Annotated in this window: 11 protein-coding genes; 4 read left to right on the top strand and 7 right to left on the bottom strand. The window is 66.8% G+C overall.

Annotation, left to right across the window (positions count from 1 at the left end):
• The first annotated feature begins 177 nt into the window (after positions 1-177).
• On the top strand, positions 178-1050 hold the full coding sequence (locus AB4Y92_RS13915) for a helix-turn-helix domain-containing protein (RefSeq protein WP_441820197.1): 873 nt from the start codon (positions 178-180) through the stop codon (positions 1048-1050).
• A gap of 24 nt (positions 1051-1074) precedes the next feature.
• Here the strand turns inward: AB4Y92_RS13915 and AB4Y92_RS13920 are convergent, their stop codons facing one another.
• Complete coding sequence (locus AB4Y92_RS13920; RefSeq protein ID WP_441820198.1) at positions 1075-1539, bottom strand: hypothetical protein; 465 nt, start codon at positions 1537-1539, stop codon at positions 1075-1077.
• A 270-nt stretch (positions 1540-1809) separates the two neighbouring features.
• Here AB4Y92_RS13920 and fabV point away from each other — a divergent pair, with 270 nt between their 5' ends.
• On the top strand, positions 1810-3015 hold the full coding sequence (fabV, locus tag AB4Y92_RS13925; RefSeq protein ID WP_441820199.1) for an enoyl-ACP reductase FabV: 1206 nt from the start codon (positions 1810-1812) through the stop codon (positions 3013-3015).
• A 420-nt stretch (positions 3016-3435) separates the two neighbouring features.
• Here the strand turns inward: fabV and AB4Y92_RS13930 are convergent, their stop codons facing one another.
• The 3 genes from AB4Y92_RS13930 to AB4Y92_RS13940 all read right to left on the bottom strand — a co-directional run bounded on the left by AB4Y92_RS13930 (position 3436) and on the right by AB4Y92_RS13940 (position 9932).
• Positions 3436-5589: a M4 family metallopeptidase gene (locus tag AB4Y92_RS13930; protein WP_441820200.1), complete on the bottom strand. Its 2154-nt coding sequence runs from the start codon at positions 5587-5589 to the stop codon at positions 3436-3438.
• Between the two features lie 872 nt (positions 5590-6461).
• Positions 6462-9353: a winged helix-turn-helix domain-containing protein gene (locus tag AB4Y92_RS13935; protein WP_441820201.1), complete on the bottom strand. Its 2892-nt coding sequence runs from the start codon at positions 9351-9353 to the stop codon at positions 6462-6464.
• A gap of 354 nt (positions 9354-9707) precedes the next feature.
• Complete coding sequence (locus tag AB4Y92_RS13940; protein WP_441820202.1) at positions 9708-9932, bottom strand: CPCC family cysteine-rich protein; 225 nt, start codon at positions 9930-9932, stop codon at positions 9708-9710.
• A gap of 115 nt (positions 9933-10047) precedes the next feature.
• Here AB4Y92_RS13940 and AB4Y92_RS13945 point away from each other — a divergent pair, with 115 nt between their 5' ends.
• Positions 10048-10413 carry a hypothetical protein gene (locus AB4Y92_RS13945; RefSeq protein WP_441820203.1) on the top strand — a complete coding sequence of 122 codons (366 nt, stop codon included), beginning with the start codon at positions 10048-10050 and terminating at the stop codon, positions 10411-10413.
• A 45-nt stretch (positions 10414-10458) separates the two neighbouring features.
• Here AB4Y92_RS13945 and AB4Y92_RS13950 read toward each other — a convergent pair whose 3' ends face one another.
• The 3 genes from AB4Y92_RS13950 to AB4Y92_RS13960 all read right to left on the bottom strand — a co-directional run bounded on the left by AB4Y92_RS13950 (position 10459) and on the right by AB4Y92_RS13960 (position 11914).
• Positions 10459-10620 carry a hypothetical protein gene (locus AB4Y92_RS13950; RefSeq protein ID WP_441820204.1) on the bottom strand — a complete coding sequence of 54 codons (162 nt, stop codon included), beginning with the start codon at positions 10618-10620 and terminating at the stop codon, positions 10459-10461.
• Positions 10621-10991: 371 nt separating this feature from the next.
• Entirely contained in the window at positions 10992-11246 is a 255-nt protein-coding gene (locus AB4Y92_RS13955) for a hypothetical protein (protein WP_441820205.1), read from the bottom strand.
• A gap of 146 nt (positions 11247-11392) precedes the next feature.
• Complete coding sequence (locus AB4Y92_RS13960; RefSeq protein WP_441820206.1) at positions 11393-11914, bottom strand: YcxB family protein; 522 nt, start codon at positions 11912-11914, stop codon at positions 11393-11395.
• A 394-nt stretch (positions 11915-12308) separates the two neighbouring features.
• Here AB4Y92_RS13960 and AB4Y92_RS13965 point away from each other — a divergent pair, with 394 nt between their 5' ends.
• Positions 12309-13832 carry a S8 family serine peptidase gene (locus AB4Y92_RS13965; RefSeq protein ID WP_441820207.1) on the top strand — a complete coding sequence of 508 codons (1524 nt, stop codon included), beginning with the start codon at positions 12309-12311 and terminating at the stop codon, positions 13830-13832.
• The last annotated feature ends 89 nt before the right edge of the window (positions 13833-13921 follow it).

A 13921-nucleotide genomic window follows, 5' to 3' on the forward strand; every position in this document is an offset into this window, starting at 1 on the left:
AGCCTGGGAGCGAGGCGATGCCCGATATCGGTCATCGACGCAGCCTCAGATCGGCGAGACAACGCGCCACGTCGAACCCCGACGCATGCATCGGCGCAACCGAAGCGGCCGCCCGCAGCACGCAGGGATGATCTTCGACACTGTTCGCCATCGGGCTCCGGGGACGAGCATCGCCGCATGACCGACCGCCCCGCCTGCTACCCCGCTCCCCCGGCCGCGCTGCAGACCGGCGCCGGTCCCGATCGCGCCCCGCTGCTCGACGTGCTGGTCTCGCCGGTGCCGCTGGGGCTGTTCGACTCGCCGGTGGACGGCCGCCACGTGCTGTGTCTGCACGTCGGCGAACCGGTGCCGGTGTCGTATCGCATGGACGGCCACGAGCGGCAGGGCGTGCGCCTGCACGGCCAATTCTGCGTGGTGCCGGCCGGGTCGAGTACGCGCTGGGTCGTGTCGAAACCCGCGCGCTCGCTGCTGCTGCGACTGACGCCGTCGCTGCTGCGCGAGATCTCCGAGGCGATGGGCCTGAGCGCGCACGCCGGGCAACTGGCGCCGTCGATCCACGTGCGCGACGCGCAGGTCGAATGCATCGGCTGGATGATGCAGGCCGAAGACCACGACGCTTATCCCGGCGGCCGCGTGTTCACCGACAGCCTCGCCAGCGCGCTGGCCGCGCGCCTGCTCGCGCTGCAGTCGCGCAAGCCGGCCGCGAACCAGCGCCATGCGCGCGCGCTGCCGGTGTGGCGCTTGCGTCACGTGCTCGACTACATCGAAGCGCATCTGGACGAAGACCTGTCGCTGGCCGAACTCGCGGCCGTGGCCGGCTTCAGCCTGTCGCACTTCAAGCCGCTGTTCAAACAGGCCACGGGCATGCCGGTGCATCGCTTCGTGCTGGAACGAAGGGTCGAACGCGCGCGCACGCTGCTGCTGGAAGGCAAAAAGAACATGGGCGAAATCGCGCTGGACGCGGGGTTCTCGCACGCCAGTCACATGGCCCGCTGCATGCGCCGGGTGTTGGGACTGAGTCCGTCGCAGATCGCCAGCGCGCGCCACTAAGCACGCGATGAGGCGAGCGCGCAGCTATGCGCGCCGAGGCGTTCCCGCCGGATCGGCCTCGCCGTGCTTGTCGTTGCCGATGGTCAGATGCAAGGCCGGCTCGGGTTCGCGCGGCAGGCCCAGCGCCAGGCGCAGATCCAGCATCGCCTCGCAACGCACCGGGTACCAGACATAGCCGTCGGTCTGCTGCGGACGCGGATCGTAGACGAACTCCACCACGCTGCCGTCGCCGCGTTTCCACGCCTCCATGCGCGGCGGCGTTTCGCCGCGGATCACCGAGATGTGCGGGCCCCACAGCGGACCTTGCAGCGAGCGCGTGCGCCGGTGCCCCAGCAGATACTGATGGCGCAGGTAGCGGCCCAGCTCCGGATCGCAATCGATGATCAGCCACCACAGCGTGCTGCCGCCGTCGCGGCGGCCGTGACCGCCGCTGCCCAGTTGCGGGCTGTAACGCAGGGTGCCGGTGGAAGCGATGAAGCGGTCGTACACGGGAGCGTCCTGATGCGATGAGCGCCGAAGCGCACCATCATGGACGCCGGGGCGCGCAATCGCCATGCGAGCCCAGGTTGTGTGGCCCAGCGGTGCGGAGCCGTCAGTTCCGGGCCGATAGCGCCCCGCCTGCCCCGGACCGGCCCGATTCCGTACGCAAACGTCCGGAGAACCACCGCGCCGGCGCGCGCGGACACACAACCCCGGCATTTCTCAAACCCGCGCCAGCCACTAAGATGCAGCGCACGCCCCACTTCAGAGGTATTCACGTTGGTCATCCTGCCCAAGGTCCGCGGCTTCATCTGCACCACCACGCATCCGCTGGGTTGCGAACTCAACGTGCGCGACCAGATTCAAGCCACCCGCGCGCTCGGCGCGCGCAGCAACGGCCCCAAGAAGGTGCTGGTGATCGGCGCCTCCAGCGGTTACGGACTGGCCGCGCGCATCGCCACCGCCTTCGGCTACGGCGCCGACACCCTCGGCGTGTTCTTCGAAAAGCCCGGCACCGACAAGAAGCCGGGCACGGCCGGTTGGTACAACTCGGCAGCGTTCGACAAGTTCGCCAAGGCGCAGGGCCTGTACAGCAAGTCGATCAACGGCGACGCGTTCTCCGACGAGGCGCGCGCGCAGGTCATCGACCTGATCAAGAACGAAATGGGCGGCCAGGTCGATCTGATCGTCTATTCGCTGGCCTCGCCGGTGCGCAAGCTGCCCGGCACGGGCGAGGTCAAGCGCTCGGCGCTGAAGACCATCGGCGAGCCCTACACCTCCACCGCGATCGACACCAACAAGGACACCGTCATCCAGGCCACGGTCGAGCCGGCCACCGAGCAGGAGATCGAAGACACGGTCACGGTGATGGGCGGCCAGGATTGGGAGCTGTGGATCGACGCGCTCGAACGCGCCGACGCGCTGGCGCCGGGCGCACGCACGGTCGCCTTCAGTTACATCGGCACGGAAATCACCTGGCCGATCTACTGGCATGGCGCGCTCGGCAAGGCCAAGGTCGATCTGGACCAGACCGCGCAGCGCCTCAACACCCGCCTGTCCAGGATCGGCGGCGGCGCCAACGTGGCGGTGCTCAAGTCGGTGGTGACCCAGGCCAGCTCGGCGATCCCGGTGCTGCCGCTGTACATCGCGCTGGTGTTCAAGATCATGAAGGAAAAGGGCCTGCACGAAGGCCCGATCGAACAGCTCAACCGCATGTTCCGCGACCGCATGTACCGCGAGGACGGCCAGCCGGCGCCGACCGACGAAGAGCAGCGCCTGCGCCTGGACGATTGGGAAATGCGCGAGGACGTGCAGGCGCAGTGCAAGACGCTGTGGCCGCAGGTCACCACGGAGAACCTGTTCCAGCTCACCGATTACGCTGGCTACAAGCACGAGTTCCTCAAGCTGTTCGGGTTCGAACGCGAGGACGTGGATTACACGAAGGATGTCGATCCGGAAGTTAGCTTCGACTGCATCGAGTTGTAAAAGGCGCGCGGGCTCGATAGAGCTTCGCTGTCCAAACGGGCCGGATTCGCGCGATGCGGGTCCGGCTTTTTTATGTCTGGCGTTTGAGGCGCCGTGTTTCGCGCGTGATTGAATAGGCGACGCCTTGTCAGAGCCGTTCTTGCTAATGACGCGAGTGCAGGCATTAGCGGCCACATGCGGCTCCTTCGCACACCCGCGCCCCTCCAAGCCGTCATTCCCGCGAACGCGGGAATCCAGCGACTTTCGTGCAGCCGCGACAAAGGCACTGGATTCCCGCGTTCGCGGGAATGACGGCAGGAGGGCGCGCGGTTCGAGCCGGATCTTCGCCCAAACCCCCACCCCCATACGAAAACAGCCCCGGGAAAACCCCCGGGGCTGTCGTCATTTCAACACCACCGGCGACTCACATCGCCGACCAAATCAGAACGTGATGCTCCAGCTGTCGATCTTGCCGGTGTCGAAGGACGCGTTGTCGTTCACGCGCAGCTTCCACACGCCGTTGAGCGCTTCGCTCGACAGGTTCTTGGTGTAGGTCTGGTTGATGTTGTCGGCGCTGCCGCCGCTGCGGTTGTGCAGGTTGTAGATCGTGCCGTCCGGCGCGACCAGATCGACCTTCAGATCGCCCTTGTAGGTGTGCAGGATGTTCACCGCGATCGGCGTGGTGGCCGAGCCGTTACCGGTGCGGCCGGACACGGTGATCGGGCTTTCCACCGTGGCGTTGTCGTTGATGATGACGTCGGTGCCGTTGGTGTAGGTCTGGCTGCCGCCGGTGCCGCCCACGGTGACCGAACCGGTCTTGGTGTTGGTCGAGCCGCCGTTGTCGGTGACCGTCAGGGTGACGGTGTAGGTGCCGGCTGTGCTGTAGGTCTTGCTCGGGTTGGCGGCGGTGGAGGTGGTGCCGTCGCCGAAGTTCCAGCTGCGCGAGGCGATGCTGCCGTCGCTGTCGGTCGAGGTGTCGGTGAAGGCCACCGTCAGGCCGCTGACGCTGGAGGTGAAGTTGGCGACCGGCGGGGTGTTGCTCGGGCCGCCGGGGCAGTCCACGCCAACCTGCAGGAACGCATCGGACACGTCGGCCAGGGTGAAGCCCAGGTCGGTGGCCGCGGTCTCGACGCCGCAGGCGCCCTGGTTGTAGTCGGTGCTCGGGGTCCAGTAGTCCTTGTTCGCCTTGGCGAAGACCTTGAACGCCTTGACCGTGCCCCAGCCCGGCTTCTGCGACAGCAGGTAGAACGCCTTGTTATAGACGCCCGAGGAGTAGTGCACGTCCATGCCGGCGCGGTAATCGCGGGCGTGGCCGATCGAGCGTCCGTCCTGCGGCGGGTTGGCCATGTAACGCAGCGCGCCGGTGCCCTTGAAGATCTGCGCGCCGACCAGGAAGTCGTTGGTGTTGTTCATGTAGAACTCGGCCGCTTCGCCGGCGATGTCCGAGTAGGCTTCGTTGATGCCGCCGGACTGGCCCGAATAGGTCAGGCCCGACTGCTGCTCGGTGAAGCCGTGCGAGACTTCGTGCGCCGACACGTCCAGGCTGACCAGCGGATAGAACGTGGTCGCGCCGTCGCCGAAGGTCATGGCCGCGCCGTCCCAGAACGCATTTTCGTAGTTGCTGCTGTAGTGCACCTTCATCGCCAGCTGGAACGTCAGCGGCGCGACGCCGACGTAGCTGTTGTACATGTCGAACACGACCTTGCCGAAGTAATGCGCGTCGTTGAGCGGCGAGAACGCGCCGTTGATGGCCTTCACCGTGTTGCGCGGGCAGGTGTACGAGAACGCGGTCGAGCCGCTGGTGCCGCCGTTGAGGTTCACCGTCTTGACGTTGGTGTTGTTCATCGTGCACGTGCTGCCGCTCTGGGCGACATCGTTGAAGCCGAAGTCGGTGCCGTACTCGTACTGGCCGGTCTTCTGGTTGCCGCCCGGGCCGGTGCCGACCAGCGCGTGGTTGAGGCCGTCCCACTGCTTGAGCACCGCGCCGGTGTTGGCATCGACGATCACGAACGGACGCGTCGGCGAACCGCCGCCGGCGGCGTCGGCGTTGAACGACACGACATAGGCCATGTGCGCGCGGTCGTTGTCATCGACGAAGATCATCTGCTTGGACTGCGGATTGGTGACCTGCAGCGCGGCCAGGCGGTTGCCCAGGCCGGCGCGCTTGCCCAGGTCCAGCGCCTGCGCGCTGCTCAGCTTCGGCGCGGTGTTCGGCAGTTCGGCGGCCAGGCCATCGACCATGCGGCCGAACAGCGTGCGCACATTGCCGTTGGCGTCTTCGCTGACCACCACGTGCTCGCCGAACACCGGCACGCCGCGGAAGCTCTGCTGATAACGATGATTGACCACGCCGGTGCCGGCGTTGCGCTTGATCAGGGTCAGCTTGGACTCGGCGCCCAGGCCCAGCAGGCCGGCGTGACGCATGGCGGGCGTGGCCGACGGGCCGATGGCGGCGATGGACGCGGCGCTGCGCTGCTGCAGCGCGGCGGTGTTCAGGCGGTGCAGGTCGATGCGTTCGGCGGCCGAGGCGGCGGTGCCGGCCAGGGCCAAGGTGGTGGCGACGAACAAAACCTGCATACGTAATTGACGGTTCATTCCGGATTACCCCAATAAGAAGTGAAAGACGGTAAGAAGTGAAAGACGCTGGTTTGGTGCGGCCGGCCCGATTGCTGCCTGGGCGCGGCCGTCGCTGCGACTCCCCAAAGCCGAGCGGTTTACGCGGTCACTGCCGGTAGTGCGGGTGCTCGTGCTGCCGTTGCGTTCGATGGCCGGTCCGGCTCGCTCGCGCCTTGCTGGGTGGCCAGACAATGCGACTGCGTATGGCTCGATCGGCGACGCCGGTGTTGCGCGTGCGCCGCGACGATTCCGTTGCCGATGAAGCCAGCGCCATCGGGCGGCCGATGCGGCCGTCGCGATTCCGTTCGCCGGGCCATAAGGGGTGCTGGGCCGGTCGCGAACTTCCCCGCGGATATCCTTTTTTGTTCGCTTCGCGCCGATGTGTGATCGGCTGCGCGGGCGTGTTGTGTCGGGGGCACTGAAATCGCGATGGAGATGTGGTGCGGTGTAATGCGCGTTGCATGGGGTTGTGCTGCGGCGCAGCAGTGCTGACCGCGGTTTCAGGCCGGTGCGGTCGCGTTCTAAGGATGGTTTGGGAGGCGATTAGCGAACTTACCTACCGTCATTCCCGCGAACGCGGGAATCCAGTGCCTTTGTCGTGACCTGCACGAAAGTCGCTGGATTCCCGCGTTCGCGGGAATGACGGCTTGAAGGAAGCGCAGGCGATCGAAGGAAACGCATGCAGTCGCTGCATGCGCTCGCGATGACGATGGCGATGGCGGTACGGGCATTGGTACCGATAACGTCCGCACTCATGCCCCAGGCGAGAGCCGCCCGCTCAGACAAGACGCCACCGCTTCAACCGTGCATGAAGCGCCGCAACTTACCTCCTGCCCGCGACGCCCTTCGACTCAGTGCCGCCCAACCGGCAACGAAGCCGTCACCTGCCCGCGCGGCCGGCTCAACCAATCCAGCGTCGCCCCACGCAGCCCCGTGCGCTCGGCTAGCGCGATGCGATCGGGCTCGGAACAGCAGCGGTCCCACTCCGCCGCCGGCAACAGACTGTGCAGTTCGACCTGCGCCGACACGTCGCCCAGTTCGTGCGCGCGTTGATGCAGCCGCACCACCCGATCGCGCCCATGCAGGTAATCGCCGGCGGCAAAAGCGGCGACCGCGTCGAGCGCCTCGATCCGCCGCGCCAGCGGCCACGCCGAAGCCGGGGTGATCCGCCGCGCCTCGTCCATGTGTGCGCGCGCCGCATCCCAGTTGCCTTGCGCGGCTTCGTTCTCGGCCTGCCCGATCGCCAGCAGCGCCATCGGCAAGCGATAGCCCGACGCGCGCACCGGCGCCTGGATCTGCGCATACCAGCGCTGCGACGCCGGGTAATCGCCCAGGCGCGTCAGCAACATGCCCAGATGCAAGGTGGTGTTCCAGTGATCGGCGCCGGTGCCCATCATCGGCAGGATCGTCGCGGCCTGGCCCAGACGCAGCCTGGCCGTGTCGCGATCGCCGCTCATCCATTCGGCCTGGGCGTCGAGCAGTTTCGCCAGCAGTTGGCTGCTCTTCTCGCGGCTGGCCGCGCAACGCTCCAGATTGGCGCGCGCCGCGGCCAGATCGCCCAGCGCCAGACGTTGCTCGCCGATCAGGCAGGCCATGCGCAAACGCAGTTCCGAAGGCGCTTCGCCGGCCGCCGCCGCGGGCAGTTCGCGCTCGACTCGCAAGGCCACGTCCAGCGCGCCGGCGGCGTCGCCGCGCATTTCGTATTGCAGCGATTGCACCTGGTCGTACCAGCGCCGGAACGGGCCCGACACATCGTTGCGATCCAGACGCCGCATGCGCGCCTGCGCTTCGCTCAAGCGCAGACTCATCATGTCCAGGCCCGCCAACATCACCCCGACCTTGGCGCGCGCGCCGGCATCGCCGGCGGCCTCGGCGACCGCCGCGGCTTGCTCCAGCCGCGCGCGGTATTCGTCGGTGGCGCCGGCGCGCTGCGCTTGCGCGGCGATGCGCAACAGAATGTCCACCTCCAACTGCCGGTAACCGCCGGCATTGGCGGTGGCCAGCAACTTGTCGAGTTGCGCGTCGGCCTGCGGCGACGGCGGGCTGGCCGCCAGCGCGTAGAAGCGCGCGGTCATCGCACCGGTGGCGTTGCCCGCAGTTTCGTACAGGCCCGCGGCTTCCTCGTACCGCGGCGATGGCGGCCGCTCCGGATACTGCATGGTGTCGGCGCGCGCCAGCATCAGCGCGGCGTCGGCGCTTTCGATCTCCCAACCTTGCCCGGCGTTGCCGGCCATGCGCCGGGCGATGCGGGCCTGCGCGCGCATGCGATCGGGATCGCCGCCCAGGGCGTAGGCATCGCCCTGGATCAGCGCGCGGGCGATGCGCAGATTCATCGGCGCCTGATCGGCATCGAGACCGGCCAGCGCATCCAGCGCCGGTTGCGGCTGGCCGATGGTGTTGAGCAAGCGCGCGTGCTCGATCGCGTATTGCAGCGCGCCGGGATGACGCCGGCTCAGATCGGCGTAAGCCTCGGCCGCTTCGCTCAGCCGCCGCGGGTCCATGCTCAGGCGCTGCGCGCGCAGCCGCCGCGCGACTTCCGCCGACACCGGCTGCAGCATCGCCAGCGCCGCGTCCATCTGTTCGACCGCCGCCATCGATTGCGCCAGCCGCGACTGCGCCTGCGCCAACTGGACGCGCGCCAGGCCGAAGCGCGGCGCCATGCGCACCACTTCGTTGCCGAGCGCGACCGTGGCGATCCAGTCGCGGCGCTCGATCGCGGTCGACATCGCTTCGTATCGCCGCGCCGCGGTTTCGTTGAGTTCCAGCTTCGGCCACGCGCCCTCGCGCCGCGGCAGCAACCGCTGCATGACCTGCCGCGACAAGGCGTCGGCCATCGCCGGCACCTGCTCGGGCGAGCCGCGCAGTTCGATATTGCGATCCTGTCCGGCGTCTTCGAAACGCGCGCGCAGCACGATCTGATTCGGCGCATTCGGCGGTGTCGCGGAGGAAATGAACACCACGGCGATGCGCGGGGTGATCGCATCGGAGCGCGCCGCCAGTTCCGACGGCGTCAGCAGCGCCACATCGGGAATGCCGCCGAGCTTCCACGCCAACCATTCGTAGGTCAGCCGCGACGGCCATCGATCGGCGTTACCCGGATCGCGCACTTCGATCAAAGCGATGGCGGCGCTCGGCCCGGGCACAGGCGCCGCGTGCTGGCGCGAGACCAGCCATCCGGTGATGCCGATCATCGTCACCATCAACACCAGCAGCGAGGCCATGCCGAACATCGCGGCGTGGCGTTGGTGATCGACGGCGGCGATCGGCGTGAATCCTTCGCCGTCGCCGGCGGGCTCGGCTTCGAGGGTGTCGGCGGACTGTACCGCATCCATCACGACCGGCAGGGGCGGCGCCGCATCGGACGGCTCATCCGGCACTACTTCGATCGCCGGCAACGTATCGACCGCCTCGATCGGATGATCGGGCTCGAACAGATAACCGGCCTTGGTGACCGTGCGTATCCAATGCTTGCGCTCATCGCCCAGCGCCTTGCGCAACAGCCACACGCTGCGCGACAGATTCTTGTCCTCGACCACGCAGCCCGGCCACAACCGGTCGAACAATTCCTCGCGCGGATGCAGGCGATTGGGTTCCGACAACAGGATCAACAACAGATCGAACACCCGCCGCGGCAGATCCACATCGGGCCCGGCGCCGACGATCCGGCGCTGGTGCAAGTCCAAACACAAGCTGCCGACGCGCACATACCGCGCATCGCTGTGCCAGACATCGCTCGTTGCCATGGCCATGGGCCTCCCTGGTCGCAGACGACAGCGCAAACGGCGAGATCGCTCTCGCTGTCGCGGTCCGGATGCTGTGCTTGGGGGTGTTCGACTGTACGACAAGCGCGCGCTAATCAAGCACGGAAAACCTGCCGACATAGCGCAGTTCCGGTGAGATCGGTCACAGTGCCGAGGTTTTCTTTGCTCGCCGAATGCCGGCACGCAGCGCGTGCCGCCGAGTACGGATGGCGGCTTGGCGCGAGTTCGCAAGCGCGGCACAACAATGGGCGAGCCAGTGCGGCGCGGTGTCTGCGCACATGAATCGAGCGCGTGCGATACGGATGTTTCGAATTTGTATCGTGCTAAAAGCCGCGACTATCGCGCGCGACTACCCGAGGTTCCGAACTGAAGATAATTGGCGCGCGCCTGGGTAAGACTCAAATCGCGGTTAGGACCGCCCCGGACTTCGTCGGCATCGTGGTCGTCCTGACCATCGTCTTCCCAGTAACAGACCGAGCAGACTTCATATTGCCCGCGCTCATCCAGGGTTTCGCCACCGCAGCAGGGGCAACGCAGGGGCAGGTTTTGGATCATCGTCATTCCGGACTCCCGCGGCTATATCATCAGGGCATTGAGGCGGCTACGGTAAAGCACCTCTTCCCCGACAATACTCGTACGCGAGCCGGCCAGCTCGCCATCGGCCCGGTGCCTTTGAATGAATACCCCAGTAAATCCTGCGCATCCTCAACCACCGCCCCGAGTCCCGACCCGTCACCCGGCAAAGCGCGGGCTGATCGCAGTCCTGCTGTCGGCGGCGACCATGACCGTCGGATTTGTCGCTTACGCTGTTTTCGCTATCGGTTCGGCGATCTTTCTTTCAGCCAGCGGGAACCGTCATGCGGAGCTGATGAAGGACACGGACCCCGTGGTACAGGTCATCGCTGTGATGATCGTGACCGGCAGCGTCGTCGCGATCGTGCGCGCGTTTACACCTGTCCGACGCGTACTGAGCTGGGGATGGCTTGCGACCACCATAGTCCTGGGCGCATTCGCGACGACGATTGCGCCCAAGATCTTCTGAATCGGCGCCATCCCGGCCCGCGCGCGGCCGGCCACGCAGCGAACGCTAATCGAAACAGGCATCGTCGCGCTGGCATTGGCCGGTCGCAGCGGTACCGATCGGCAGATCGTTTTCGCCTGCAAGGCAGCGGCCATCGCAATCGATCTTGTTCGAACAGGCCTTGCCCGCATCCGCGAAGGGAACAACGCACGTCGGCAGGCCGAACATGCCGCGGGCGCTGACTTGCCCGCCCTTGGCGCGACACGCCGGCTGATCGATCCGCGCCAAGGCCTCGGCGCGGGCGCGCTCCGCTCCTGCGTGCATGCGTGCGTCGCGAAAGGATTGGCAGCCGGCGCAGAGCGCCAGGATCGCAATCCAGCACCAAACTTGCGCGATTCGCATGATTGGCCTCGCTCCGGAGCGACGACTGTGGGAATCATGATGGGCGGCGTTGCCGCTTCATGCGCTGCGGCTCGGATGCGGCCTCGACATCGCGCAGCGGCTTTCAGTCCCCGCCTCGTCATCCGTAACGGATAGCGAGGCGGGGACTGCGTTGCATCTAGTGCTGGCTCGCAGCCAGAAACCTGATCCTTCCGCCATCAAGCCTCGACAATCGGCCCACCCGGATCCGGCGACGGGCAACTGGAGACGTGGCACTGCGCCAGGAAGCGCCATACCCCGGCGCGGCACTGGTAGGCGTTGACGATGTTCGGATTGCTCGGGTCTACCTGTTCCCAGAAGAACCCGCCCTCGGGCGCGCACGGCCCGGGCGGTTCGGCCGATACCGGCGAGGCCGAGCCGACGGCTGCGACCATCAGTGCAAGCGCAACGCTCTTTGCGATCAAACGAGCCATAACGTATTCCTCCATTGAATATTCGTCTGAACTTCGCGATTGTCTGCAATAGAAAACTTGCCCCAGCTATTACGCACCCTTCGAACAACGGGCTCCGCAGATATACAGAGCCGTTCGCGCCAGCGTCAAGCTCGCGACGGTGATTATCAAGCCGATGCCGCCGCTCCGCTCACATCGGCGCCCTTCGCCGCCGCCATCGCGATCAGCGATGCCTGCAGCTCCGTATCCGCGATCGAATGCAGCGGAATGCAATGCGCGGCCCCCGGTGCGAAGAAGAACATCAGGAATCCGGCGCGGCGCTTCACCTTGAAGATGGCCGGCCATTTGTGCGCGTATTCGTAACTTACGCCCACCGCGTGGATTCCGTCGTCGTCGAAAACATACGTGAACGGCTCGCGCGATTGCTTGTACACGTAGTGCGTCGACGCCGCGCCCAGCAGCAGCATCGCCGGCACGAACAAAAGGCATCCCGCGACGACCGCGCACAATTGCGCATCGAACGGCCGGCCCTTGGACAGGCTCAACGCCGCCAGGCCGATGGCGGCCAAGGGCCAGAACGCGATGAAGACATAGCTCGCCTTGCGTTCGAGCATCAGCAGCGCGCTGGCGCGCACGCGTTCCCAGTACGAGAACGACGACGGGAAACTGATTTTTTCCGGAGAGTCCATGTGTGCGATTCGAGCAGGTGGATGAAGTAAGCGAAGTGGCATGTGGCACCGCGCCCTGCCGCCATCATCTCAGAGCCGAAGGCTTAATGCGGCAATAGGCACGTCGCCCGCGCGAACAACCTTTCACCATGCCATGCCGGTCCGCATCGCAACGGCTCAGGACACCCTCGCCCGGCGCCGAAGCCGTGCGCCCGATCCAGGTTTTCGCAGATAAAAACACCGCGAAAATCGCTCTGCACAAAGCGTGACGCGGCTCAATCCGGCGCCGCGGGGCCCTGACTAATCTCGCGGCCGGATCGGGGTCCGAACATCCGCCTCGATCCCACGCCGCGCCACCCGCGCAACCCACGCGAAGTCGCGCGCCGCTTCATGCCCTCCACTTCAGGACTTCCGCATGCGCTCTGACTCCCACTCCGCACCCGCCATTTCGCGTCTGTTCCGTTGCCTGCTGCCCTGCCTCGCGCTGGCGGCGATGCCCGCCATGAACGCGATGGCCGCGACACCGTCGGCCGCGTCCGCCACACCGCAGTCGAGCGCGCACAAACCGGGCAAGACCGTGCTCGGCCGCTACGACTCGCGCGAATTCATCGAGGTCAAATTCGCCCAGGACAGTCAGGTGCGTCTGCAAAGCGGACGCCTGGCCTCGGCCAAGTTCGGCCCGCTGCTGGCGCTGGACAGCCTGACCGCCGGCACCGGGCCGATCGCCGCGGTGGAGCCCTTGTTCCGCGCCGATGCGGCCACCTTGGCGGCGCTGTCGCGCAGCGCGCAGAAAGACGCCGCGCAGGCGCAGCCCGATCTGGCCCAGTGGTACCGCATGCGCGTGCGCCCGGGCCAGGACATCGCCCGCGCGGTCGATGAACTCAACGCCATGGGCATCGTCGAGATCGCCTATCCGGCGCCGCTGCCGGTGCGCGCGCCGGCGTCGCCCGCCTATCACGACTACCAGTACTACAAGCTGCCCGCGGCCAACAGCGGCATCGACGCCGAATACGCCCGCACCATCGCCGGCGGCAACGGCGCCGGCGTGCGTGTGCTCGACATCGAGTACAGCTGGAACACCAATCACGAAGACCTGTCGAAGCTGCGCGCGGCCGGCGCGGCGATCAACAACGGCACGCCGAGCGATCCGTTCTCCGACAACAACCACGGCACCGCGGTGATGGGGCAATTGATCGCCGACGACAACGGAATCGGCGTCACCGGCCTGGTCTCCGGCGCTACCGTGCATTTCACCAATGCCATGAACACCCAGCGCGGCTACGACCCGGCCAACGCCGTGCTGACCGCCGCCAACGCGTTGCGCGCGGGCGATGTGATCCTGATCGAGCAGCAGACCTCCGGCCCGAGCAATTGCAACGGCTACGTGCCGGTGGAATGGGTGCCGTCGATCTACGACGCCATCGTCGTGGCGGTCAACAAAGGCATCCACGTCGTCCAGGCCGGCGGCAACGGCAACCAGAACCTCGACAACACCGCCTGCTTCGGCGCGCCGTTCCCGCGCGGACGCGCGGATTCGGGCGCGATCATCGTCGGCGCCGGCGGCCCGCGTTCGACCACCTGGTGCAGCGACAGCGTCGCCGAACGCGCCAAGCAGTCGTTCTCCACTTACGGCAATCGCGTGAACGTGCAGGCCTGGGGCCGCTGCGTCACCACCAGCGGCTACGGCAACCTCTACAACGGCGGCGCCAACGCGTTCTACACCAAGACCTTCTCCGGCACGTCCAGCGCTTCGCCCATCGTCGCCTCGGCGGTGGTGGCCTTGTCGGGCATCGCCAGGCAGCGCGGCATCACGCTGACGCCGCGGCAGATGCGCGATCTGCTGGTGAATACGGGGACGCCGCAGACCGGCACCGGCGGCAAGGTCGGGCCGTTGCCGAATCTGCGCGCGGCGATCGCGCAGCTGGGCACCGTGCGCTGAGTCCGGCAACGATAAGCCCGTCTAGATCGACCGGAGCGCGCACAGGCGCGCTCCGGTCCGATGGCGAACACCGCCCGCAGCAAGCTCCG

Origin of the sequence: Lysobacter sp. TAB13, from assembly GCF_052113885.1 — a bacterium.
In the GTDB taxonomy this organism is placed as follows: Bacteria; Pseudomonadota; Gammaproteobacteria; order Xanthomonadales; family Xanthomonadaceae; genus Lysobacter; species Lysobacter gummosus.

Excerpts from the sequence above, each read along its gene's own strand:
- AB4Y92_RS13940 (WP_441820202.1), bottom strand. The coding sequence starts at position 9,932 with ATGACGATGATCCAAAACCTGCCCCTGCGTTGCCCCTGCTGCGGTGGC.
- AB4Y92_RS13955 (WP_441820205.1), bottom strand. The coding sequence starts at position 11,246 with ATGGCTCGTTTGATCGCAAAGAGCGTTGCGCTTGCACTGATGGTCGCA.
- AB4Y92_RS13945 (WP_441820203.1), top strand. The coding sequence starts at position 10,048 with ATGAATACCCCAGTAAATCCTGCGCATCCTCAACCACCGCCCCGAGTC.
- AB4Y92_RS13965 (WP_441820207.1), top strand. The coding sequence starts at position 12,309 with ATGCGCTCTGACTCCCACTCCGCACCCGCCATTTCGCGTCTGTTCCGT.
- AB4Y92_RS13960 (WP_441820206.1), bottom strand. The coding sequence starts at position 11,914 with ATGGACTCTCCGGAAAAAATCAGTTTCCCGTCGTCGTTCTCGTACTGG.
- AB4Y92_RS13935 (WP_441820201.1), bottom strand. The coding sequence starts at position 9,353 with ATGGCAACGAGCGATGTCTGGCACAGCGATGCGCGGTATGTGCGCGTC.
- AB4Y92_RS13930 (WP_441820200.1), bottom strand. The coding sequence starts at position 5,589 with ATGAACCGTCAATTACGTATGCAGGTTTTGTTCGTCGCCACCACCTTG.
- AB4Y92_RS13915 (WP_441820197.1), top strand. The coding sequence starts at position 178 with ATGACCGACCGCCCCGCCTGCTACCCCGCTCCCCCGGCCGCGCTGCAG.
- AB4Y92_RS13950 (WP_441820204.1), bottom strand. The coding sequence starts at position 10,620 with ATGTTCGGCCTGCCGACGTGCGTTGTTCCCTTCGCGGATGCGGGCAAG.